Annotated in this window: 17 protein-coding genes; 5 read left to right on the forward strand and 12 right to left on the reverse strand. The window is 75.8% G+C overall.

The genetic code is table 11. The annotated features are described in order from the left end of the window. Positions 1–72: 72 nt before the first annotated feature. A complete protein-coding gene (locus ACIQD7_RS31780; RefSeq protein ID WP_402446316.1) occupies positions 73–1,263 on the reverse strand; it encodes a zinc-dependent alcohol dehydrogenase in 1,191 nt (396 codons plus the stop codon). Positions 1,264–1,457: 194 nt separating this feature from the next. On the opposite strand from ACIQD7_RS31780, the gene ligD reads away from it, so the two are divergent. Further along, entirely contained in the window at positions 1,458–2,375 is a 918-nt protein-coding gene (gene ligD / locus ACIQD7_RS31785) for a non-homologous end-joining DNA ligase (RefSeq protein WP_402446318.1), read from the forward strand. Here the strand turns inward: ligD and ACIQD7_RS31790 are convergent. The 3 genes from ACIQD7_RS31790 to ACIQD7_RS31800 all read right to left on the reverse strand — a co-directional run bounded on the left by ACIQD7_RS31790 (position 2,323) and on the right by ACIQD7_RS31800 (position 4,272). After that, positions 2,323–2,733: a DUF6213 family protein gene (locus tag ACIQD7_RS31790; RefSeq protein WP_402446321.1), complete on the reverse strand. Its 411-nt coding sequence runs from the start codon at positions 2,731–2,733 to the stop codon at positions 2,323–2,325. The two genes, ligD and ACIQD7_RS31790, sit on opposite strands and share 53 nt — an antisense overlap. 43 nt (positions 2,734–2,776) lie before the next feature. Further along, positions 2,777–3,250 carry a universal stress protein gene (locus tag ACIQD7_RS31795; protein WP_402446324.1) on the reverse strand — a complete coding sequence of 158 codons (474 nt, stop codon included), beginning with the start codon at positions 3,248–3,250 and terminating at the stop codon, positions 2,777–2,779. A gap of 392 nt (positions 3,251–3,642) precedes the next feature. After that, on the reverse strand, positions 3,643–4,272 hold the full coding sequence (locus tag ACIQD7_RS31800; RefSeq protein ID WP_402446328.1) for an SRPBCC family protein: 630 nt from the start codon (positions 4,270–4,272) through the stop codon (positions 3,643–3,645). Between the two features lie 359 nt (positions 4,273–4,631). On the opposite strand from ACIQD7_RS31800, the gene ACIQD7_RS31805 reads away from it, so the two are divergent. Then, positions 4,632–4,925 carry a hypothetical protein gene (locus tag ACIQD7_RS31805; RefSeq protein ID WP_402446330.1) on the forward strand — a complete coding sequence of 98 codons (294 nt, stop codon included), beginning with the start codon at positions 4,632–4,634 and terminating at the stop codon, positions 4,923–4,925. Positions 4,926–5,009: 84 nt separating this feature from the next. Here ACIQD7_RS31805 and ACIQD7_RS31810 read toward each other — a convergent pair whose 3' ends face one another. Beyond that, positions 5,010–5,162, reverse strand: a complete 153-nt coding sequence (locus ACIQD7_RS31810) for a hypothetical protein (protein ID WP_402446333.1) — start codon at positions 5,160–5,162, stop codon at positions 5,010–5,012. 50 nt (positions 5,163–5,212) lie between these two features. Then, on the reverse strand, positions 5,213–5,827 hold the full coding sequence (locus ACIQD7_RS31815; protein WP_121831541.1) for a flavodoxin family protein: 615 nt from the start codon (positions 5,825–5,827) through the stop codon (positions 5,213–5,215). A 280-nt stretch (positions 5,828–6,107) separates the two neighbouring features. On the opposite strand from ACIQD7_RS31815, the gene ACIQD7_RS31820 reads away from it, so the two are divergent. Further along, positions 6,108–6,560, forward strand: a complete 453-nt coding sequence (locus ACIQD7_RS31820) for a flavin reductase family protein (RefSeq protein ID WP_402446389.1) — start codon at positions 6,108–6,110, stop codon at positions 6,558–6,560. A 51-nt stretch (positions 6,561–6,611) separates the two neighbouring features. On the opposite strand, the gene ACIQD7_RS31825 is transcribed toward ACIQD7_RS31820, so the two are convergent. The 6 genes from ACIQD7_RS31825 to ACIQD7_RS31850 all read right to left on the reverse strand — a co-directional run bounded on the left by ACIQD7_RS31825 (position 6,612) and on the right by ACIQD7_RS31850 (position 21,236). Continuing rightward, the gene (locus ACIQD7_RS31825; protein ID WP_402446336.1) at positions 6,612–8,066 is read right to left on the reverse strand and encodes a threonine/serine exporter ThrE family protein; all 1,455 of its coding nucleotides are present in this window, start codon (positions 8,064–8,066) and stop codon (positions 6,612–6,614) included. Positions 8,067–8,360: 294 nt separating this feature from the next. After that, on the reverse strand, positions 8,361–10,229 hold the full coding sequence (locus tag ACIQD7_RS31830; protein ID WP_402446339.1) for a hypothetical protein: 1,869 nt from the start codon (positions 10,227–10,229) through the stop codon (positions 8,361–8,363). Continuing rightward, complete coding sequence (locus tag ACIQD7_RS31835) at positions 10,226–13,942, reverse strand: DUF5682 family protein (RefSeq protein WP_402446342.1); 3,717 nt, start codon at positions 13,940–13,942, stop codon at positions 10,226–10,228. The genes ACIQD7_RS31830 and ACIQD7_RS31835 overlap by 4 nt, the downstream gene beginning before the upstream one ends. Beyond that, positions 13,939–15,093 carry an AAA family ATPase gene (locus ACIQD7_RS31840; protein ID WP_402446345.1) on the reverse strand — a complete coding sequence of 385 codons (1,155 nt, stop codon included), beginning with the start codon at positions 15,091–15,093 and terminating at the stop codon, positions 13,939–13,941. The genes ACIQD7_RS31835 and ACIQD7_RS31840 overlap by 4 nt, the downstream gene beginning before the upstream one ends. Positions 15,094–15,432: 339 nt before the next feature. Next, the gene (locus tag ACIQD7_RS31845; RefSeq protein ID WP_402446348.1) at positions 15,433–20,382 is read right to left on the reverse strand and encodes a DNA-binding protein; all 4,950 of its coding nucleotides are present in this window, start codon (positions 20,380–20,382) and stop codon (positions 15,433–15,435) included. Beyond that, on the reverse strand, positions 20,379–21,236 hold the full coding sequence (locus tag ACIQD7_RS31850; protein WP_402446351.1) for a DUF4132 domain-containing protein: 858 nt from the start codon (positions 21,234–21,236) through the stop codon (positions 20,379–20,381). Before ACIQD7_RS31850 ends, ACIQD7_RS31845 begins: the two co-directional genes overlap by 4 nt. 356 nt (positions 21,237–21,592) lie before the next feature. Between ACIQD7_RS31850 and ACIQD7_RS31855 the strand changes: the two genes are divergently transcribed. Together ACIQD7_RS31855 and ACIQD7_RS31860 are read left to right on the forward strand one after the other, a co-directional pair. Then, positions 21,593–21,997 carry a hypothetical protein gene (locus tag ACIQD7_RS31855; protein WP_402446352.1) on the forward strand — a complete coding sequence of 135 codons (405 nt, stop codon included), beginning with the start codon at positions 21,593–21,595 and terminating at the stop codon, positions 21,995–21,997. A gap of 82 nt (positions 21,998–22,079) precedes the next feature. Further along, the gene (locus ACIQD7_RS31860) at positions 22,080–22,772 is read left to right on the forward strand and encodes a DUF6766 family protein (RefSeq protein ID WP_402446355.1); all 693 of its coding nucleotides are present in this window, start codon (positions 22,080–22,082) and stop codon (positions 22,770–22,772) included. Positions 22,773–23,207: the final 435 nt, after the last annotated feature.

A 23,207-nucleotide genomic window follows, 5' to 3' on the forward strand; every position in this document is an offset into this window, starting at 1 on the left:
ACGGGTTCCACGAAGTCGTGATTTCACACCGCCCCGCACCGCCCGACCAGGGGCGGGACGGTGCGCGTACGGTCAGCGGCCGGGGGTGAGGACCGTCTTGATCATGCCGTCCTTCTTGTCCTGGAACGTCTTGTACGCCTCGGGCGCGTCCTCCAGAGGGAGGGTGTGGGTGGCGAAGTCGTCGACGCCGAGCGGGTCGGCGTCGTCCAGGAGCGGGAGGATGTCCTCCACCCACCGCCAGACGTTGGCCTGGCCCATGCGGAGCTGGATCTGCTTGTCGAAGAGGCTGAACATCGGGACGGGGTCGACGGCGCCGCCGTAGACGCCGGACAGGCTGATGGTGCCGCCGCGGCGGACCACGTCCACCGCCGTGTCGAAGGCGGCCATGCTGTCCATGCCGGCCTTGGTCATCATCTTCTGGCCGACGGCGTCGGGGAGGAAGCCCGGGACCTTCTGCGCGGCCTTGGTGAGCGGGGCGCCGTGGGCCTCCATGCCGACGGCGTCGATGACGGCGTCCGTGCCCCGGCCGTCCGTGAGGTCCCGCACCCGGTCGCCGAGGTCCTTGCCGTGCTCCTTGAGGTTCAGGACCTCGACGCCGCGGCTCCGGGCGCGGCGGAGCCGTTCGGGGACGAGGTCCACGCCGATGACCTTGCTCGCGCCCTTGTGGAGCGCGATGCGGGCGGCCATGTCGCCGATGGGGCCGAGTCCGAGGACGGTCACGGTGCCGCCGGGCGGGACGTCGGCGTACGCCACGGCCTGCCAGGCGGTCGGCAGCACGTCGGAGAGGTAGAGGTAGCGCTGGTCGGGGGCGTCCCCGGGGACCTTGATGGGCAGGGTGTCGCCGAAGGGGACGCGCAGGAACTCGGCCTGGCCGCCGGGGACCTGCCCGTAGAGCTTGGTGTAGCCGAACAGGGAGGCTCCCGTCCCGTACTCCCTGACCTGGGTGGTCTCGCACTGGGACTGCAGGCCCTGGCCGCACGTCCAACAGGTGCCGCAGGAGACGTTGAACGGCACCACCACCCGGTCGCCGACCTTGAGGTTCCGCACCTCGGGGCCGACCTCCTCCACGATTCCCATGGGTTCGTGGCCGAGGATGTCGCCGGGGTCCAGGAAGGGTCCGAACACTTCGTACAGGTGCAGGTCCGAGCCGCAGATGCCGCTGGAGGTGACGCGGACGATCACATCCGTCGGGTCGACGATCCGGGGGTCGGGCACGGTGTCCACACGAACGTCGCGGTGTCCGTGCCAGGTCAACGCCCTCATGGTCCAGCTCCTCACGTGCGGCTTGCGGGGTCATGGCGCGAGTGCCCCGGACGGAGGGCCGTATGCGTTTCCCGCGCTCCCGCCGGACGGGCGGGTGGCGGACGCGCGTGGTAGTCGCGCGCCTTCGCGGGTAGCGGCCCCGTAGGGAGACTCCCGGGGCCGGTCCCCGGACCCGTACGGAGAGGGAGGCCGTGATGACGGAGACCCGGAAGGTGCGGGCGGGCCGGCGCACCGTGACGGTGAGCCGGCCGGAGAAGGTGCTCTTCCCCGAGGACGGCATCACCAAGGCCGACCTCGCGGAGTACTACCGCGCCGTGGCGCCGCGGATGCTGCCGCACCTGCGCGGCCGCCCGCTGACCCTGGAGCGCCATCCCGGCGGCATCGGGGACCGGGGCTTCTTCCAGAAGGACGCGCCGGACCACTTCCCGGACTGGGTGGGGCGCGCCGAGATGCCGAAGGAGGGCGGCACCGTCACGTACGTGCTGGCCGAGGACGCCGCCACCCTGGTCCTCCTGGCCGACCAGGGCTCCGTCACCCTGCACCGCTGGCTGTCGAAGGTCGACCGCCCCCACCACCCGGACCGGCTGGTCTTCGACCTCGACCCGTCCGGGGAGGGATTCGGGCCGGTACGGGACGCCGCCCGGTGGCTCCGCGACCTCCTCGACGAGCTGGAGCTGCCGTCGCTGCTCATGACCACCGGCTCGCGCGGGCTGCACGTCCTGGTGCCGCTGGACCGGAAGGCGCCCTACGACGACGTACGGGCCTTCGCCGCCGACATCGCCGGGGTGCTCGCCGCCCGCCACCCCGACCTGCTCACCACCGAGGTGCGCAAGAAGGCCCGGGAGGGGCGGCTCTACCTCGACGTCCAGCGCAACGCGTACGGGCAGACCGCCGTCGCCCCGTACACGGTGCGGGCCAGGGCGGGGGCGCCCGTCGCGGCTCCGCTGGCCTGGGACGACCTGGACGACCCGGCGCTCGACGCGCGCGCCCGGCGCCTCGCCGACGTGGACCTGCTCCTGAAGGAGGACCCGTGGAGCCCTGCTCCGCGCGGGCGCTCCCTCAGGGCTGCGGCGGACCGCCTCCGTCGTACGGGTCCCCGTGCTCGTCCCTGAGGGGGTTCCCGTCCTCGAAGCGGCCCCCCTCGCCGAAGGGGCGCCCTTCGTCGAACGGGCTGCCCTCGTTGAGGGGGCCGTCGTCGGGCGGGCCCTCCTCGCCGCTTCCGTCGACGAACGGCCTCTCCCGGTCGAACGGGTCCTCGTCGCCGTGCGGCGCGAGCGCGATGCACTCCACGTCGATCCGGTCGGCGACCTCCGTCAGTGCTCCCGCCAGGGCCACCACCGTCTCCGGTGCGAGGTCGAGGTCATCTTCGCCGGTCGACTCCAGCCACCCGGCCGCGAGGTGCCGGAGCAGGCCGGTCACCTCGTCGGCGGGGAGCACGAGATGGCCGTCCGGCAGAAGCACCAACGACATGGATGCGTTCATGATGATCCGACCTCCGTGTCACCGACGCGTATCAGGGGGTGTCGCCCGCGGGCGGGGTGCCGTCGGCCGTCTCCGGGCGGACGATGACGACGGGGCAGGACGCGTGCGCCGCGCACTGCTGGCTCACCGAGCCGAGGAGCAGGCTCGCGAACCCTCCCCGGCCCCTGCTTCCCACGACGAGCAGTTCGGCGCCGTCCGACTCGTCGATCAGCACCCGGGCGGGGTTTCCGCGCACCACGTGGTGGACCAGGGGAACGTCGTCGTCCGGGCCGAGGACCGCTCGGAGCTCCTCGGAGAGCGACCGCCGGGCCTGTTCCTCGTCGAATAGCACGTCGACGGCCGGTGCGGACCATCCTTCCGCCCCGGGGAGGTCGTAGACCCCCACGGCGTGCACGGTCGCGCCGGTGCGCCGCGCGTGGCGGAGGGCCCAGCGCAGGGCCGCGTGCGAGGCCGGTGAACCGTCCACGCCCACGACCACGCGGGAGGTGCCGTCATTGGTGCCCATGTCATGCCCCTTCTCGCTCACGCCGGGAAAGACGGTTCGGGCCCGGGCTGCGGGGTTCGGCTCCGTCTCTTCTCCGCCCGCCGCCGGAAAGGGTCTCCTGCCGACCGACTACCCGGCACCGCGGGCCGTACGCGCGGACGGCCCGGCGTAGGGGCGGTCGCCCCTCCGTACCAATGTGCCCCGGGAGGGCCCGGACCGCCCGGCAGCCGCCCTCGTACGCGTCCGTCCCGGGGGCGCGGGACCGGTGCGGGCTGGTACTGGCTGACGGGCGGGGTCGGTGCGGACGGGGGCGGACGGGCGGTCGGTGCGGACGGCCCGGGGCCGGTCGCGGGACGTCGTGTCCGTCCGCGCGACCGGCCCCGGGCCCGGAGCGTCAGTGCCGTCGGGCGTCCTCAGGGGCGGTCGGCGGGCGGCCAGGCGCCCGCGCCGCGCGAGGACCGGTCGGCCTGCCCGGGGATGACGGGGACGTCATCGGCCGGGCCGGCCGGGCCCGTCAGGCCCATCGTGCCGCCGGTCGTACGCGGGGCGTCCGTCGGGGTGCCGGTCGGGGCCGGACCCGTCGCGTCCGAGGGGCTGACGCGGCCGCGCCAGCCGCCGGTGGCCTGCCCGCGCTCCTCGATGAAGCCCTTGAACCGCTTCAGGTCGCCCTTGACCCGCAGGTCGAGGATCCCGAGGGCGTCGCCGGTCTTCTCCACCACGCCCTCCGGCTCCACCTCCATCGCGAGCCGGACCCTGGTGTGGCCCTCGTCGAGCGACTGGAAGGTCACGACGCCCTTCTGCCGGACCTCGCCGCCCACGGTGCGCCACGCGACGCGCTCGTCGGGCAGCTGGTCGACGATCTCGGTGTCGAACTCGCGCCGCACGCCCGCCACCTTGGTCCGCCAGTGGCAGTGGCGGTCGTCGACCTGCCGCACCTCCTCGACGCCCTCCATGAAGCGGGGGAACTCCTCGAACTGCGTCCACTGGTCGTAGGCGCTCCGCACCGGGACGTCCACATCGATGGTCTTCTCGACCGTACTCACCGGTTTGCCTCCTTCGTTCCGTTGTGGTCGTCCCCCGCGTACCCGGCCGCTCTCGTCCCAATCAGGCCCCGGGAGTCCGGTGCGCGGACCCGGAACGGGAAAGGTGCAGGCAGGCGCGTTCCTTGCATAATGGAGGGTGGCAGCCACCTGTCGAGCTGCTTCAGGCTGGACACAGAGCGTCCTGCGGCGGAGAACGGCCCCGGCGGCCGGCTCGCGCCGAGGATGCGGCGCTCGCGGTGTTCCCGTCGAGCTCCACGAACCGCTCACCGTGCGCCGCACCCGGGACCGCTCGCCGGTCCCTCCCACTGATCACCGCCCCGCGCCGCGTCCGCGGCGCCCACCCGGCCGGGAGGTAGACCATGCTCGTGAGCCATGTCCTCGAAGACGGCACCCTGCACCTGAGGCTCCTCCGGGAGCTCGACGTCACCAGCCGTGCCGCGGCGGCCCTGGAGATCGAGGCGATCGTCTCCGCCTACCGTCCCCTCCGGGTGCTCCTCGAATTCCCGTCCTCCTCCCCGTCGGCGGCCTCCTTCAGCGCGCTCGCCCGGGCCCGCAGGATGTGCGCGAGCCTCGGCATCACCCTGACGGTGAGCGGCCCCGGCTCCGTACCGCTCCAGGCCCCGGGGAGCGCGCCCCGGGCCAGGACGGCCTGAGGGCCCCTCGGGCGGAACGAAGCCGGGGAGGACCGTGACGTTCTCACGGTCCTCCCCGGCTTCGTGGTGCGGGAGGCTCCTCTGCTACGCGGAGTCGCCGGCGTCCTCGTCGTCGCCCGCCTCGCCGACGACCGCGTCCGCCGCCTCCTCACGCGCCTCCTCGTCGCCGCTCTCCCCCGGCGCCTCGGAGGGAGGAGTGGTGCGCGGGTCGGGTTCGTCGTTCCGGTGCTGGGTCATGCCTGTGGCTCCTCGTCGGTGTGGGTGTCGGTGGGAATGTCGCGGTGGGGTCAGGACGGCGGGTACGGGGCGGACTTGAGGTGGCGGGCCAGGTGGGCCGTGTTGGCGGCGAGGGTCGCGGTGGTGCCGGCCGTGGCCTCGGGGGTCTTGTCGAGGTCCTGGTAGTCGGTGCCCTGCATGGCCTCCCCCACCCAGTAGGTGACGGCGTTGGGGGCGAGCGAGAAGCCGACGTCGTTGAGGCCCTGGAAGAGGTCCGCGCTCACCTTGTGCGCGCCGTCCTCGTTCCCGACGACGCAGACGGCCGCGACCTTGCCGTAGGTCAGCATCCGGCCCTCGTCGTCCGTCTCGCCGAGTTCGGCGTCGAGCCGCTCCATGACGCGCTGGGCGATGCTGGAGGGGTGGCCCAGCCAGATGGGGGTCGACAGGACCAGGATGTCCGCGTCCAGGACGGCCTCGCGGATCTCCGGCCAGTCGTCCCCCTCTCCCATGTCGGTCTTCACGCCGGGCAGGACGTTGTGGTCGGCGATCCTGACGGTCTTGCCGGTGACGCCGTGCTCGCCCAGTGCCGCCATGACCTGTTCCGCGAGGAGCTGCGAACTGGAACGCGCGGGGGACGGGGACAGGGTGCAGACGAGTGCGACGGCGCGCAGGGGTGTCGTGTCCATGGGTGTGCCGCTACCCCGCCGAGGAGCCCTTATGTCATACAAGAAGCCCATATCGCGCGTTTGCCGGTCGGCCATCGGGGCAAGGTGACTGCTTCCCGGGAAACGGCTCCGGAGACACTCCGGGACCGCCCCGGCACAACCCGCCGATTCCGAAGGCGGATTGCGCGTGCGTACGTACGGCCGTCCGCCGGTCGTTCCGCAGCGCGCGCAGCCCGCCGCTGTTCGATCACCCTGGGAGCCGACCGTGGCCGACGGTTTCACCGACGCGCTCGATTATCCGATGTACGTCGTCACGGCGGCGGCGGCCGACGGCGAGCGGGCGGGCTGCCTGGTGGGGTTCGCCTCCCCGTGCTCGGTCGACCCGCCCCTTTTCATGGCGTGGCTCTCCACCGCCAACCACACCTACCGCGTCGCGCGCCGCGCCTCCCACCTGGCGGTCCACGTCCTGCGGAGCGACCAGAAGGAGCTGGCGGCGCTGTTCGGCGGGCGGACGGGCGACGACACCGACAAGCTCGCCCGGGTGGACTGGCGGCCGGGAGCGGGCGGAGCGCCGGTGCTCGCCGACGCCCGCGCCTGGCTGGTCGGCCGGATCGAGGAGCGCTTCGAGGGCGGGGGCGGGGACCACGTCGGTTTCCTGCTCGCGCCCGTCGAGCAGAGCCCGTCCGGCCCGGACGGACCGCCGCTCCTCCGGCTCGGCGACGTCACGGACCTCACGCCGGGCCACCCCGCCTGACGGGCGGGGCACGGGTCGTCCCGTAGTACGGGGCACACGGGGCCGTACGAATCAGGCAGGGGTACGGGAGGATCCGGCCCCAGCCACAGCCCCGGCCCCGGTCCCGGTCCCGGTCCCCCGCGAGCGCCACCGGCGGGCGACGGCGGTGCCGAGCAGCGTCCCGAAGACCACGCCGATGCCGATGGCGGCCACCGACGCCATGGTGGACACCAGATAGGAGCCCGCGCCCTCCACGCGCAGCAGCCATTGCAGCAGGCTCCGGTACAGGTCGGGACCCGGCAGCACTCCTCCGGCGATGCCGGGGATCACGAACGCCCGGACCGGGATGCCCGTACGCGGCGACAGCACCGCCGCGGCGAGGCCCATCGCCACCGTCGCGAGGCCGGTCGCCAGGGGCGCGGACCAGCCGAGCGCGCCGAGGCAGGCCAGTTTGACCCCCGCGCCCAGGACCGCGGTGGCGACCGCAGGCGGGACGATCCGCAGTCCTCCGTCCATGAACACGGTGTTCCCTAGGGCGCCGATCGCGCTGGTGAGCAGCGAGAGGACGACCGGCAGGGGGATCAGGGCGGTGGAGCGGGCGTCCGCGTCGGCGCCCCGCAGCAGGAAGCCGACCGCGAGGAAGCCGCAGGCCAGCGCGGTGAAGAAGGCGAGGAGGCTGACCGCGCGGCCCGCCGCCATGGAGCGGAAGCCGTCGATCGCGTCCTCGGTCAGCGAGATGATCGTGAAGATCGGCAGCAGCAGGATCACGTTCGCCGCGATCACGCTGGCCGCCTCCGCGTGGCTCAGGCCCCCGGCCGCCGTGAGTCCCGCGACCGCGACGAGGAGCAGGGCCGTCTGCGCGGCGGTGACGAAGAAGGACGGCAGTCCGCTCCGGGACAGCGCCCAGGCGCCCCGGTCGGCGAGCAGGAACACGAGGGGCGACACCAGGGCCGCGCGCACGGTCCCGGAGGCCAGGACGCACAGCATCGCCGCCAGGACCGCGCCGCCGCCCAGACCGAACCACCAGGGCCAGCGGGGGGCCTCCGCCTCGATCCGGTCCAGGGTCCCGGCCGCGGTCCTCCGGTCCAGCCGGCCGGAGGCGGCGTGGGTGGTGAGGTGTTCGAGGGCGGCGAGCCGGTCCAGGTCCCGGGTGTCCTCCGAGCCCATCACCTTCAGCATGACGATCGGCCGCCGGCCCTCGGGGGCGTACTGCACCTGCATCGACCGGGCGTTGATGTCGATCTCCTGGCTGCCCATCCCCCAGGCGGCGGTGACGGCCACGACGGACGACTCGATCCGCCGGGTCTCCGCCCCGGCGAGGAAGAGCGCCCGGCCGAGCCGCAGCGCGAACCCCAGGATCTCCACCGCCTCGGTGTCGTCCAGGGGGCGGGGCGGCGGGAAGGCGATGTCCTCGTACGGGGTCCCGTACAGGCGGTCGAGCAGCGTCCGGTCGTCCCGGCGCAGCCGCTGGAGCCTCTCCTTCCGCGCCCGGGCGGCCTCCCGCCGCTTCCGCAGCACATGTCGCATGGCCTCGTCCCGCCCTCGTGTCCGCCCGTCGCACGGTCTGGCACCTACCGTTCCCCCTCTCGCCGGGGTCTCCGTCCGCCGAGCGGGTGAGAGCGGCCGGGGCGGGGCGCACGGCTCCGCGCCCGTTGCGTACGACGTGCGGCTCATGGCGTATGGCTTATGGCTTATGGCGTCGAGCCGACCGGTCCGCCCCGGGAGGTCCGTGCCCCCGGGGCGGAGCGCCTCCTCCCGCAGGTCCGCGCCTGCGCGCAGGGCGCCGGACCGTCGCGGGTGCCGCCCCGGCCCGGGCTCGCGTCAGGACCAGGACGCCGCCACCAGTGACCTCTCCGCGGCCGCCAGATGGACCGCCGAGGCGAGCCAGGCCCGGGCGTAGCCGTCGGCCGAGGAGTCGGTGAGGCGGCCGAAGGCGTCGCGGGGGCGGCGGTCCGCCTCCGCCGTCAGGGCCGCCGCGAGCTGCGCCGCCCCGCCGAGACCCGCCCGGCGCAGCGGGGCGAGGAGCGCGGCCGCGTCCGTCCCCCGGCCGGCCTCGGCCACGGCACGCCGCCCGCCCGCGACCCCCGTTTCGAGGAGCCGCCGCACCCTCCACAGCGGCGCGTCCGCCAGCGGATCCGGTACGGCCGCCGGGGCGACCGGCCCCGGCCCCGTGGCCCCGCGCGGGAAGTGGCTCCCCTGGAGGCGGTCGTAGCCCAGGTCGGCCCTGCCGAGCCACTCCTCCGGCAGCCGCAGCGTGTACGGCTCCCCCGGCACCGGGCCGACCGCCAGCGGCCGGAGCGTCGCCGCCCGGTCCAGGTCCGGGCGGCCGAGGACGCGCAGGGCGAGCCCGGGGTGCTCCGCGATCCTGCGCAGGTTGGCGGCGTGCGGCAGCTCCGGATGCGGGTGGGCGGGGCGCAGCCGCAGCAGCGGTCCGTCTCCGGCGACGCGGACCACCAGGTACTCCCCCGCCGCGCCGACCACCTCCACGTCGCAGCCGAGCAGGGCGGCCTCGGGGGCGTCGGCCTCCCGTGCGCCGTCGTCGAGCGCCGCGGCCACCGCCTCGCCCACCGGCCGGGCGAACAGCGCGGACGCGGGCTCCTCCGACCAGTCCACCCCGCGCAGCGGGGTCGCGTTCACGCCCCGGCCCGCGCCGAGCCGCCCGTCCGGCGAGACGGTGGCGCCGACGATCCGCAGGCCGCCGCGCGCGAGGCCCGCGTGGTCGAGGACGGCCCCGCCGAGCGCCACGGACGCGGACCCCGCTCCCCTGGCGCGGGCCAGCCCGCCGGGGCGCACGTCGGACACCGTGTAGCGGGAACCGTCCGGACCCACCAGGTGGGTGGACACGCCTCCGTACCCGGTGGCGGAGAGCACCGGCTCCCGGCACAGGCCGTACGCCCTGAGGCTGCCGCCCTGCGCGTAGGCGCGGCGCGTCACACCGGCCGCGCCGGGTCCGGCCGTGCCCGAGGCGAGGAGGGCCGCTCCGGCGAGGAGGTCGCGGAAGGCGCCCGCGAGGTCGCCGAGGCGCTGGGCACGGCCGCGCTCCCGGGCGGCGCGCAGCCCTCGTACGACGCGCAGCGCGGCCGCCTCCGCACGGGGCAGCCCGGCCAGGCGGGCGGTGTGGGCGGCGCGCAGCAGTTCGGCCTGGACCACCGCCCCGCCGGCCGTGACCCCCGCGGACAGGGCTTCGGCGGCCGCCTCCCACAGGGCGGTGGCGGCCCGGACCTGGGCGGGGGTGAGCGGGGTCGCGGTGTCCACGGAAGGGGCGGGGGCGGCTTCGGTGGTGACGGGCGCGGGGCCGTCGACGGGTCCGGTCGGCTCCGGAAGCCCGGCGGTCGTCTCCGGCGTCGCCTCCGTCTCCGTCGCCGTCTCCGGCGTCGCCTCCGTCTCCGTCGCCGCGTCCGCGATCGGTGCCGCGCCGAGGACCGCCGCGCGGTGCAGGCAGCGCGGGGCCAGCAGGCAGGTGCAGACGGCCTGCCCGGCTTCGGTGACCGCGCCCGAGGATCCGGGGCGCAGGGTGACGAGCGCGTCCTCGCCGAAACGTACGTCGAGGGAACCGTCGGCGGCCCGGACGACGTGCTCGGCACAGCCCTCGATCGCGGCGTCGAGCTTCTTGCGCAGCCGTGCGCTGAGCTGTTCCACGGCCTCGGCGAGGACGTCGGGGGCGACGGGCGGCAGGGGTTCGGGGCTCAACGGGGTTCTCCACGGAGGCGGTCGCCCACCCAGCGGGCGAGGGCGAGCGGGCTGAGGGCGGCCACCGGCATTCCGGCGGCGACGAGTTGGCGCGCCACCGGCACCGAGTAGCGGGGCGCCCCGGCGTCGTCGAGCGCCGCGCAGCCGAGCAGGTGCGCGCCGGAGGCGGCCAGGGCGCGGACCTCGCCGAGGAGGCCGGCGAGCGGCGCGCCCTCCTCGAAGTCGCTGACCACGACGACGAGGGTGCGGCTCGGCACGGTGATCAGGGAGCGGGCGTGCGCGAGCCCCGCCGCGATGTGCGTGCCGCCGCCGACTCGTACCTCCAGGAGCAGCGACAGGGGGTCCTCGACCCGGTCGGTCAGGTCCACGACCTGCGTGGAGAAGGCCAGGAAGTGGGTGGACAGGGTCGGTACGCCGCCGAGCACGGCGGCGGTCAGCGCCGACCAGATGACCGAGGCCTCCATCGAGCCGGAGACGTCGACCACGAGGATCAGGCGCCAGTCCGCCTCCCTGCTCGCCCGGGTGCTGAACACCGGGCGTTCCGGCACGACCACGACCCGGCCGTCGTCCGTGCGCCGGGTGTGGGCGAGGTTGGCGCGCAGGGTGCGGGCGAGGTCGAGGCGTCCGCCGGGCCTGCGGGTGGGGCGCGGCGTGGCGAGCCCGGAGAGCGTCGGGCGCAGACGGGTGGCCAGCTCCCGGGCGAGCTCGTCGACGAGCCGCTTCACCAGCGGGCGCAGCCGGGCGAGCTGGGCCTCGGGCATACCGCCGGCCAGGGAGAGCACCGAGCCGAGGAGTTCCACCGAGGGGCGTACCGCCGCCGGATCGAGCTGGGCGAGCACGTCGGTGCGGCCCGCGTCGGCGGCCTCGGCCAGGACCTCTTCGCGCACGTCGGCGCCGAAGAGGGCCTCCAGCTCCTGCGACCATTCGCGTGCGGTGGGGAAGGAGGCCTCCTGTCCTCCGCCGCCGCCGGATCCGGTGTCCAGGTCGTCGGCGCCCTCTCCGCGCCCGCCGTACAGCTCGTCCAGGGCGCGGGCGTAGCGGCGCGCGTCGGCGCTCAGCCGGTCCCGGTGGCGGCCGAGGAGGAGCCGCCAGCGGTCGGCCGGGACGAGCCGCCGGTCCGGTGCTTCGACGGAGGGCGTGTCGGTTTCGGGTGCGGCTTCCGCTTCGGGGGCGGGGCACAGGCCGGGTACGGCCTCCGGGTCGGGCAGGGCCAGGGACTTCAGGGCGGCGAGGCCGGCCGCGTCGGCCGCCGCCCACAGGGCGAGCAGCTCGGGCGGGGCGTCGAGGGAGAGGTCGAGCCGGTCCCCGAGCCGCTCGGTGACCGTGGTCAGGAGCCGGTCCCGGGCGGCCGGGGTCAGCGCGTCGAAGCCGCCGCGCAGGGCCGGGAGCCGGTCGAGGAATTCCTGGTCGGCCAGGGAGTCGACCCGGTCGAGCAGCGGGGTGAGCGCCTCCGGGGACGCCTGGAGCAGCGGGCCCGCGGCCGTGAGCAGTCCCGCGAGGCGCTTCATGAGGGCCCGTCGCGCGTCGGGGGAGGTCGCGCCGTCGATCCAGCCCGCCGTCCGTTCGCCGAGGTCGGCCGCCGGGTCCAGGTCGAGCAGGACCCGTACGGCCAGGGCGGCGCCCTGGATCAGCGGCGAGCCCTCCGAGGCGAGTTCGGCGAGGGCCCGGTCCATCCGGAGGCCCAGGTGCCGGGCGGCCGACCGGTCCGCGAGCGCCACGAGGGCTCCGGCGTCCGCCGGGGTGTCGCTGCCGGCCAGGCCGGGCAGCGACCGCACGGCGGCCTCCAGGAGTTCGCCGGTGAGCGCGCCGGCGGTGGCACGGGCGTGCTCGGTGGTGCCGGGGTAGTGGCCGCGCCGCAGGCCCTCCAGGAGGTCCAGCGCTTCGAGGAGTTCGGGCAGGCCGGCGGTGTCGGGCAGGACGGCGGAGGCCTCGCGCAGCCGGGCGTCGACCAGGTCGGGCAGGTCGCAGCGGGCGGCGGCGGTGAGCCCGGTCAGGATCTGGGCCGGGGTGGGGCCGCCCTCGGCGGCCTCGTGGCGCGCGGTCTCGGCCAGGGTGCCGGCGGCGGCCTGGGCCGCGGTGACTCCCCGGACTCCGGCGAGGTCGAGCCGGGCGGGCACGGACGGGTTCCAGGTCAGGCGCCACTTGGTGCCGAGCGCGGTGCCGTCGCCGGTGGCCGCCACGGCGAGGGGCTCGCCGTAGGAGGCGCCGATGACGAGGAGGCGTTGCAGCAGCACCTCGCGGCGTCCGTCGAGGGGGGAACGCAGCGGGTCGAGGCGCACCTCCCGGGGCTCGGGCTCTTCCGGGCGGGGCAGCCGCAGCCGGGCGAGCTCCTCCTCGACCGAGGGGCCCAGACCGGAACGGGGCGCGTGCGGGCTGATCCGGCCGCGCGCGGTGCCGACGAACACGGCCTCCAGGGCGCGGGCCAGCGCCCGGCCACGGCCGAGGGGTTCGCCCTGGCCGAGGACGGTGGTGACGGCCTCCAGGAGTTCTCCGCGCCCGGGGGCGGGGAGTCCGCGCAGGGTGGCCAGGTCGCAGGCGAGCCGCAGCGTCTCGGCGGCCTCGCCGGTGCCGGCGGTGTGACCGGCGCGGCGCATCTGCCGGCACAGACCGGTCACCGCGGCGGAGGCCGCCTCCCGGAGCCGGTCGGGGTCCCCGGCCGCGGTGAGCACGGCCTGCTGCCAGAGCGGGTCGCGGATCCCGGCGGGGTAGCCGGAGCGGGAGTCGAGCAGGTCGAAGGAGTACGGGACGAACGAGGTCACCGCGGCGACCGGGTCCGGGTTCCCGGCCGGGGCCTTAGGCGTGGCCGGGGCCACCGGGTCCGTGAGCGGGGCCGCCGGGGCGCGGCCCCGGTCCGTCTTGCCGGACCCGTCCGTGTCGGTGCCGGTACTGGTACTGGTGTGGGCGCCGGTGCCTTCCGGGGTGTGCCGGTCCGTGCCGACCGGCCCCTCCGTGTCCGCCGACGCGAGCAGCGCGGGGGCGTGGAAGGCGCCGATCACGGCGGCGACGCGGCGGCCTCCGGCCGAGGACTCGGCGATGACCCGCCGCATCCGGGCCTCGCGGGCGAGGTCGGAGGCGGGCACGTCGGCGTCGGCGCGCAGGGCCCAGCCCACGCCCAGGGCGGCGCGGCGCACCGCGTCCGGGGAGCAGCCGGGGGCCAGCACCTCCACGGCGCGGTCCCACATGTCCTCGCCGTCCCGTCCGGTGCCGGCCGCGGCGAGCGCCCCGGCGAAGGAACCGCGTTCCCGCGTCTCCCCGGTGGGGCGGGCCCCGTCGCCCTCGCCCGTGCCGTCGGCGGCGTCGATGCCCGGGAGGTCGTCCGTGTCGCCGTCCCGCTCCCGGTCCGGGCCGGTCGCGGACCAGCCGGGGTCGGACAGGGGGAGGTCGCAGCAGACGACCTCCGCGCCGTGGTCCCGAGCCCACCGCACCGCCGCGAGCTCCGGGGAGAAGTCCGCGAAGGGGTAGAACGCCAGGCGTCCGCCCTCGCCCGTCCCGGCCAGGGCGACGGGGACGACGGTCTCCGGGTCGGCCAGGTGCTCCAGCCAGGGCCGGAAGTCGGCCGGGAGTTCCACGCAGACCACCTCCGCGCCCGCCTCGTCGAGGAGGGCGGGCACCACGGCGGCCAGCGCCGGGCTGTGGTGGCGCACCCCGAGGAGGTACGGGGTGCGGGACGCGGCGAGCGCGTCCACGGCCGCCCGTGGGTCGAGGGTCGTCACCGCAGGCTCCCGCGCAGGTCCCAGAGGCGGCGCCACATGGCCGAGCCGTTCTCGGCCCGGCGGCGGACGGGGCCGTCCCAGTAGCCGAGGAGGCGCGCGTGGTCGGCCGGGTCGTCCTTGCGGACGACGCCGAGGAGGTGGCCGGGCAGGAGGTCGAGGACGTCCCCGCCGGGGAGGTACGCGGCCGCGACCCCGAGGGACGCCGCGACCTGGACGGCCTCGGCGGTGGACATGACCGTGCCCGGCCGCTCCACGTCCCAGCCCTCGGTGGAGCGGCCGGAGCGCAGGTCCCGGAAGACGGTGACGAGGGCGTCCAGGACGGCGTCGTCGACACCGAAGGGCGCGCCCGCGCGCTGGACCGCCGCGACGGCCTGGCGGCGGATGAGGACGGCCTCGGCGTCGGCGTCGGCGATCGGGTCCACGGTCTCGAAGTTGAAGCGGCGCTTGAGCGCGGCGGACATCTCGGAGACGCCCCGGTCGCGCAGGTTGGCGGTGGCGATGACGGTGAAGCCGGGTGCGGCGGTGACCACCGCGTCCTCGGTGGCGGTCAGCTCGGGGACGGTGACCCGCCGGTCGGACAGGATGGAGACCAGGGCGTCCTGCACCTCGGGCAGGCAGCGGGTGATCTCCTCGACCCGCACCACCCGGCCGGTGCGCATGGCGGCGAGGACCGGGGAGTCGACGAGGGCCTGCGGGGTGGGGCCCTGGGCGAGCAGCAGGGCGTAGTTCCAGCCGTAGCGGAAGGCGTCCTCGGTGGTGCCTGCGGTGCCCTGCACGGTGAGGGAGCTGGTGCCGCTGACGGCGGCCGCGAGCAGTTCCGACAGCATCGACTTGGCGGTGCCGGGCTCGCCGGTGAGGAGCAGTCCGCGCTCTCCGGCGAGGGTGACGACGCAGCGCTCCACCAGGGCGCGTTCGCCGACGAACTTCGGGGCGATCTCCAGCTTCGACGGCAGGCCCGCGCGGCGCTTCGGCAGGGCCAGTTCCGCGCCGTCGCTGCCGCAGACGAACGTGACGACCGCGCGCGGGGTCAGGGCCCAGCCGGGCGGGCGCGGGCCGGGGTCCTGGGCGGCGAGGAAGGAGAGTTCGGCGGCGTGGCGCTCCTCGGCCGGCTGGACCTGCCGGGCGGGGGCGGGCTGTTCGGTGACGGTCATGCGGGGTTCCTCCGGAAGGGGGTACGGGTGGGGCGGCGCGGCGCACCCGGGAGGGGGTGCGCCGCGCCGTCGCCGCGTGCGGCGGGTGGCCCGGCGGTGCGCCGGGCCGTGGCCGGTCGGCCGACCGGACGGTGCCGGGTGACCGGTGTCGGCCACCCGGTGCCGACCGGACGATGACAGTCGGACGGTGACGGCCGGTTGTGACGACCGGGCGGCACCGAACGGACGGTGACGACCAGACGGTGGCGACCGGTCGGCAGCCGGTCGGCCGGTGACGGGTCGGTCGGCGGCCGACCGGCGGCGGGCCGACCGGCGGCGGATCGGTCGGCGGCGAGTCGGTCAGCGGCGGCGCCTGGTGCGCCGGACCTTCAGCTCCTCGAAGCGGGGGACGTCGCCGTCGAGGGTCCGCCGCCACGCCCGTGCGAAGAGTTCGGCGGCCGGTTCGACCGGCACCAGGGCGCCCAGGAACGGTCCGTACATCGGCAGCTTCCACTGCTCGACCGGCAGTCCGAGTCCCTTCTGCTCGGACCAGGCACCGTGCAGGAACAGCGAGCGTCCCGCCCGGGCCCGTACGGCCGTCACCACCAGGTCGGTGGCGGCCAGTTCGGCGCGGGCCGCCTTGAGGCGGGCCGGCTTCCACCCCGTCCACCGGGCGGTGTTGCGGTCGGTGGGGTCGGGCAGGGCGAGGAGCGTCAGATACAGCGTCGCCGCGTCGGCCCCCAGGCCGTGGGTCCCGGCGACCTCCGCGACCAGGTCGGGCACGGAGCGCGAGGGGTCCTGCGGCCACCAGGTGCCGTCATGGCCGGCCTCCCCGGCGGCGGGCGCGCCCGGGTCGGCGAGGAGCCGGGCGAACGCCGGGTCGTGCGCTCGCCGCAGCGCCCGCTCGATCCCGATCGGATGCTGGTCGGGGCCGCGCAGCACCGCCAGGTACGGGTCGGAGCCGGTGGAGTCGAGAAGGGCGGTCCGCAGGGCCGGCTGGGGCTGGCCGTCGTGCGTGGCCATGAGGACCGCGCCGTACCGCTCGTGGTCCGGTGCCGTCTCGGTCGGAGTGCCCGCCACCTTCCGGAAGTCCGCGAGACTGGTGTAGTGCCCGGCGGAGACCAGGAGTTCGGGCGAGGCGAGGCGCTGCCGCACGGCGGTGAGGGCGCCGGGCAGCGTCGCCCGTACGGGATCGCCGGCGGGCAGCCGGTGGGCCAGCCAGGCCGTCAGGCCCATCGCGCCCATCAGCACCGCGTCGGTGAACGGGTGGTCGGCCGGGTTCACAGGCGCCGGCCGGTCCCCCGCGATGTGCCACGCCACGTCGGTGCCCAGCTCGGGCGACGCCTCGGGGCCCAGGAGCGCCGGGAGGGCCCGGTGGACGGACCAGCCGGTGCGGACCGCGCGGGTGGCCTCCCCGATCAGCCAGTCGGGCACCTGGGTGCGCCGTCCCACGTGCGCGTTCCAGACCTCCGCCGCCGACGCCACGTCGGGGCCTTCGGTCCACAGCCGCGCCGGGTCGTCGGGCAGGAGCGCCGCGACCACGGCCCGCCGCACCCGGGCGGGGAGCGCGCGGAGTTCGTCGCGGGCCTGGGCCGCCTCGGCCACCTTCAGGCCGAGGGCCGTGCGCAGCTCCGTCGGCAGGAAGTTGTTCCCCCAGTCGTCCACGTTCGGCATCCCGACCAGGACGAGCCGGGCCAGCGCTCCGGGGACGCCGGTGAGCCGGCTGAACTCCTCGGCCGTCTCCGGCAGGAAGGGGGCCTGCGCGCGGCCCTCCGCCTCCTTCAGGAAGGCGGTCAGCCAGTCGGCGCCGAGCGTGCGGTCGCCCACCGGCTCCGCGCCGCGCAGGGTGTACGGGGCGGGTGCCTCGAACCGGCCGGTGGGGTCGTGGAGGAGCGCCTCGAACTCCCGTCCGTCGGTGACGGCCCTGTCGTTCTCGGTGATCCCGAGGACCGCTCCCCCGCCGAGCGGGAAGACGGTGCAGTACGAGGTGCCGCGCTCCTGGCCGTCGGGCGTGTACAGGTGCGGGGTGGCGAGGTGCAGCCGCACCCGGCGCCAGTGGGCGTCCGGGGCCGCGGCCGAGCCGAGGCCCAGGGCGTCGGCCCGGCCGAGCACGCCGAGCAGCGCGGCCCGGTGCTCGGCGCCGCTGCCGGGTGCGACGGCCCGGTAGGCGATCGCCGCCGGTTCGTCCAGGAGGGGGACGAGGGAGAACGGGGAGTACGGCAGGGAGGGCAGGTCGTAGTGCAGCTTCCCCAGGGGGGCCGTGGCCGAGGTGTCGGCGCGGGCCGCCGCGAGTCCCTCCAGGAACCGGTCGGCGACGTCCGAGGCGGCGCCCCGGCTGTAGTAGCCGGCGCCGGTGAGTCCGTCGAGCGCCTCGGCGAGCAGGCTGTCGTGGGGGCCCTCGGCGCGTGCCTCCTCGGGTTCGGTCGCCGGGTCGAGCCGGGCGGCCACGGCGTCCAGGGCCTTCTGCTGTGCGACGGCGAAGCGCAGTGCCTTCGTGACGCCCGCGATCAGTTCGGGCGCGGTGATCCCCGGCAGCGCGGCGGTCACGAGGTCCGGGACGTCGGCGGCCCGCTCGGCCAGGGCGGCGGCCTTCAGCAGGGTGCCGGCCGTCTCCGTGTCGGCGGCCCGCAGCACGTCCGAGCCGCGCGGGTCGCGCGGGCGGAGGGCGTAGAAGTGGGACAGCGGCGGCAGGGGCGTGGCGGCGGTGCCGTAGATGTCGTTCCGGTCGCCGTCGGACGTCGTCGTGATCACGCCGTCCGGGTCGGTGATCAGCAGTTCCCGCCACTGGCGGGTCAGGGCCCTGGGCCGGTCGTCGCCCGGGAACGCCAGGGCGGCGACGGGCATGTCGGAGCCCTCGGGCAGGGAGACGCCGCGGCCGGCGGTGTCGTCGGCGCACCAGCCGTTGCCGGGGACCCGCAGGACCCGCCAGCCGAGCAGGCCGTCGGCGGGGGTGCCGAGGGCCGAGCCGTCCACCGAGGGGGCGGGCCGCAGCCACGAGGAGTGCGCGGCCAGTCGGGCGCCGGGGGCGTGGGCGCGGGTCGCGTCGGCGAGGAAGCTGGGCAGGGAGCGCCGGCCCCGGGTGCCTTCGGCGGGGTCGTACTCGGCCCAGCCGCTGTCGTCGTGCGGCCCGTCGTGCTCGTGCCGGTCGACGCGCTCCCACACCCAGTACGAGGTGCCGTCGGAGATCACCGTTCGTTCCCGGGGCAGCTTCGTGTCCCCGGCGTGCAGGACTCCGCCGCCGGTGGTGCGGCCGCCGCCGGGCAGCGGCAGGCTGGGGTGGTCGGAGCGGAGGGACCAGTAGCTGACCTCGGCGTCCAGGGTGAACACGCGGTCGGGCGCGGTGTGCCAGTAGCCCTGCACGGAGCTGTTGCCGTAGCCGGTCCAGAAGACGAGGAGGGCGCCGTCGACGTAGTGGAAGCCGCACCGCTGGGAGGACCGGTCGGCGGGCACGCGCAGGTCGTGGGTGAGGACGGTGGAGTCGGCGTCGATGACCCGCACCCGGCGGCCGTTGGCCACGATCAGGTGGGGCCAGGCCTCGAAGACGACGAGGTCGTCGAGCTTGGCACGCCCGGGGGTGAGGTCCGCGACGGCCTCCTCCCACGCCGGCCAGTGGAACTCCTCCCACAGGCCGCCGCGCAGGGTGCGCGCCAGGGTCTCGCCGAGGTCGGCGGCCGCGGCGGCGGCGACCTCCTCGGGGGCGAGCGCGAGGGCCTCGGCGGGCAGCCACGACAGGCGGGCGATCGCCTTGGGCACTCCGGGCAGTCCGGCCGCCACCGAGTCGCGGGCGACCTCGCGCATCCACTCGGTGAGCATCGAGCGGCCGCCGGGCGCGGCGGCGAGGCGGCGCATCACGTCCGCTCCGGAGGAGGCGTCGTGGTAGGCGTCCGCGGCGCGCCGGAAGGCGGGGCGGAAACGCGGGTCGGCGGCGAGGGCGGTCAGGTCGCGGGGGTTCTCGCCGTGCGCCCAGTCCGACAGGTTGAGGGCGGCGCCCCGCCTGTCGCGGTCCTTCGGCTCCGGGTCGGCGACCGGGAGGCCGAGGGCGAGCAGCAGGTCGAGCAGGTCGAGGTCCTCGACGCCGATCCGCAGGAAGTCCCGGCCGTCGGGGCGGGCCGCCAGGTCGGCGCGCAGCCGCTCGGCGGCCCGCTCCACCAGGTCGAGGAGGGCCGGCAGGGCGCGGCGGCTGCCCCAGCCCCGGTGCCGGACGGTGTGGAAGCGCTCCAGCCATCCGGCCGCGCCGTCGGCGCAGCGCTCCTCCGGCGGCACGTCGGCGCCGGTCAGTCCGGCGTCCGCCCCGGACTCCATGAGGATCCCCAGCCACAGTTCGCTGAGTTCGCCGTCGTCGGAGGGCGGCATCATCTCCAGGAGCGCGCCCCGTACGGCGGGGACGCGGCGGGCCAGGGCGACGAGGGAGGCCCGGTGCGTCTTCCACCAGCCGTCGGCCGCCCGCTGGGTGGCCGGCAGCGGGAGGAGTTCGGCCAGGTGGTCCTGTTCCGCCTCGGCGGCGGACAGTCCCGCGGCGCGGGCCAGGCGGCGCAGTTCCGTGGTGGCCTGGGAGGAGGGGGCGAGTCCGCCGGCGGTCCGGCGCACGCACAGGCGCCGGAAGCGCTCGTACGCCTCGGCGGGGGCGAGCCGGGCGGCGAGTTCCTTGCCGTATCCGGTGAGGACCTTCACCGGCAGCGCTCCGGCCAGGGCGAATTCGAGGAAGACGGCGTCGAGCCGGTCCTCGTCGACGGCGAGGCCGTGCTGGGCCTCGCTGGTGCGGGCGCGGGCGAACAGCTGTCCCGCGTACGTGGTGTTCTCGACGCCGAGGAAGATCCGGGCGGCCTGCTCGTAGAAGACGGGCAGGAAGTGCGGGACGGCGGAGGCGAGCCGGCCCGCGAGTTCGAGGCAGGCGTCCAGGGCGGCCTTGGGCTTGGTCTTCGCCTGCCGGGCGAGGCGGTCGAGCTCGGGCACGACCGCGAGGGCGTGGTGGCCGTCCTCGGGGTGGTGCACCAGGACCCATTCGGGGAAGCCCAGTTCCCTGCGGCGGCCGAGGCCCACGACGGCCGGCTCCCCGTGGGGTTCGAGGCCGAGGAAACCGGCGGCGAGGTCCTCGGCGGGACCGAGTTCGGCCGCGGCGAGGCGGACGACGACCCGGTCCTCGCCGAGGACGGGGTGGCGGTAGGTCCGGGCGGTCAGTGCGACCGCGGAGGCCCCCGCGCCCTCGGCGTCGGCCGGGAGCACGGCTCCGGCCGCGAGCAGCTCCGCGTTGTCGCGGGCTCCCCCGGGGATGTCGCCCGTGGTCCTGTCGGAAGCGGTCGTGCCGGTCACGCGTCCCCACCCTCTTCGATCGTGCGGCCGGCGTAGAGCGCCGCGGCCATGCGCATTCCCTCGGACCAGGCCACCGGTCCCACCTCGTTCAGCCGCACGGAGCGGCCCTCGTCGTCGTGCCAGCCGAGCGCGCCGGTCTCCGACTCCCCGTCCCAGTACGGCTCGCCGATCCAGACGGACGCCTCCGTGGCGCGGCCGCCGTCGCGGACCTTGCAGGTGGCGTAGCCGCCGGAGACGCGGTGGCCGAGCGAGGTGGCGCGGGCCGCGAGGCCGAAGCGGGAGGCGAACTTGCCGCCCGCGTAGTCCCGTACCTCCGTGGCCGTCTCCGGGTGGGGGGCGGCGGGACGGGCCCAGGTGGCCCGGTGGATCTGCTCCACCCGCTGGGTGATGCCGAGTTCGGCCGCGAAGTCCCGCACGTCGTCCAGGTCGGGGAGGAGCACGGGGTGCGGGAGGGTCACGGTGCGCGGGGAGAGCCGTACGGTCTCGCCGTCGAGGTCGACCACCTTCAGCCCGCCGTCGGGGGTGACGTCCCGCAGGAAGCCGACCTCGTCCGGGTCGTCGCCCACCACGGCCATGTCGCGGAGGGCGGACTGCCAGGCCTCGTCCGGCCACACGCGGGCGATGAGCCCGGTGGGGACGGGGAGCGAGGACACCATCCAGGCGTCCACCTGGGCCACGCACGCGGCCACGTGCCGGTCCAGCCATTCGGCGAGCTGCCGGAGCCGGTCGACCTCGGGATGGTCCCGCAGTGCCTTCGGAATGGTCTTCAACTGCCGTCCCCCGGCGCGCCGTGCGACCACGCGCCCCTCATCGAGGGTGATCTCGTACCCCTCGTCCGCCGTCAGCCACGCCATCGGCCGTGCCCCCTCCGCCTGTCCGTCAGAAATCGCGCAGCACGAACCAGGGGTCGAAAGCCCCTGAACTGCGACATGAGGGGAGACTAACCAGGCCCACTGACAACGGATGTTCGGGCCCCGGACACAGGCGCCCGGCACGCCCGCCTCGGCCGGCGGGACGTCACGCGGGTCCTTCCTGTTGCGGAGCCCCATGTCGCGCGGGCTTCGTCCGGCGACTCGGGGGCACACTCGAACAGGTGAGGTGCAGGAGCATTCGGCCTCGCCGTTCTTGCCGTCCCGGCCCGGAAGGGCGTAGCCAGGAGACGGCGTACAAGATCCGGCGCCGTGGCCGTAGGACCGGGCGGAGGAACTGGGTGAGGATCCCCGTGCTCTTCGGAGCGCTGACGGCCGTGGTGGTGCTGTGCGCGTGCGGTGCGCCGCAGGCGCGTCAGGACGGGGCGTCCCGGGCGGGTCGCGCCTTCGAGGAGGCGCTCGCCTCCGGCGCGTACGGCGCGGCGTGCGAACTGCTCGCGCCGGAGAGCCGCGAGCAGCTGGAGGAGGACGAGGAGCAGCCGTGCGAGAAGGCGTTGCCCTCGCAGGACCTGCCCCGGGGCGAGGGCGCGTCGAGCGTGGACGTCCACGGCCGGCAGGCACTGCTCCGGGTGGGCACCGAGACGCTGTTCCTGTCGCAGTTCGACGACGGGTGGCGGGTGACCGCCGCCGGATGCGTGCCAAGGGGCGGCGACGAGCCGTACCGCTGCGCGCTGAAGGGGGCGTGACCGTGAGGACCGTGTTCACCGTGTGCGTGCTGACCGTCGTGGGAGGCCTCGCGTACTTCACCGTGATCGGGATGATGCACCGGTGACGGCCCGCCGGGACCGCGGGGGCTTCTGGCGGTCGAACAGCCTCACCCTCTGCTTCGGGATCGCCTTCCTGGTCGTGCTCGGCGCGCAGGCCGTCGCCGGGCGCGCGGAGTTCAACGAACAGCTGGCCGTCGAGGGGTTGCAGCAGGTCGGCTTCGGCGACTACCTGATGTCCTCGGACTTCGCCGTCGACGTCACCGAGAACTGGCAGTCGGAGTTTCTCCAGTTCTTCCTGTACATCTTCGGCACGGTCTATCTGCTCCAGCGCGGCTCGCCCGAGTCCAAGCCCCTGGACAGGGTGGGCACGGAGAGCGAGCGCGATCAGCGCATGGGCGACCACGCGCGGGCGGACTCGCCCCGGTGGGCGAGCACCAAGGACTGGCGGCAGACGCTCTACTCGCGGTCGCTCGGCCTGGTCATGGCCGTCTTCTTCCTGCTGTCCTGGCTGGCGCAGTCGGTCTCGGGCGTCGCCGCCTACAACGAGCTGCGGCTGCGCCAGCTCCAGAGTCCGATCCCCTGGCACTCCTACGTGGCCTCGTCCGACTTCTGGAGCCGGTCCCTGCAGAACTGGCAGTCGGAGCTGCTGGCCGTGGCCGCGATGGCGGTCCTCTCCGTGTACCTGCGTCAGCGCGGTTCACCGGAGTCGAAGCCCGTCGGCGCCACGCACGACGCCACGGGCGTGGAGGGGTGACGGGCGGGCGCCGGCGGTGCGGCGCCCGGAGACCCGGACCGCTGCCCGGGCAGGAGGGGAAGGGCCCGGACAGCGGCACCCGGCCCCTGCCCGGTCGGGCGGGGTCCACTCGTGCCGGCACCCCGGCGGTGCGCACCGCCGGGGTGCCGGTGGGTGACGGCGCGCGGTCCTTCGTCCCACGGCCGGCGGCGGGCCGTCCCGCGGGGGTCAGGACGCTTCGGGGCGCTGGTCGGGAGGGGTCCCACCGCCCTCGCCGCCGCCCTTGTCCCCCCTCGTCGGTGCCGTGCGGCCCCTCTCGTCGGACCGGGGGCCTGACGGGCCTTGAGTTCGGCGAGGTCCTGCGGGGTGGCCGCGCCCTTTCCGCTCCTCCGCTGCTCACGGCTCCGCGGACCGCTCGTGGCGTCTCCTCACGTCGGGTGGACCGCTGGCTTTCCG

This window comes from Streptomyces sp. NPDC093071, from assembly GCF_044754545.1.
Lineage (GTDB): Bacteria > Actinomycetota > Actinomycetes > Streptomycetales > Streptomycetaceae > Streptomyces.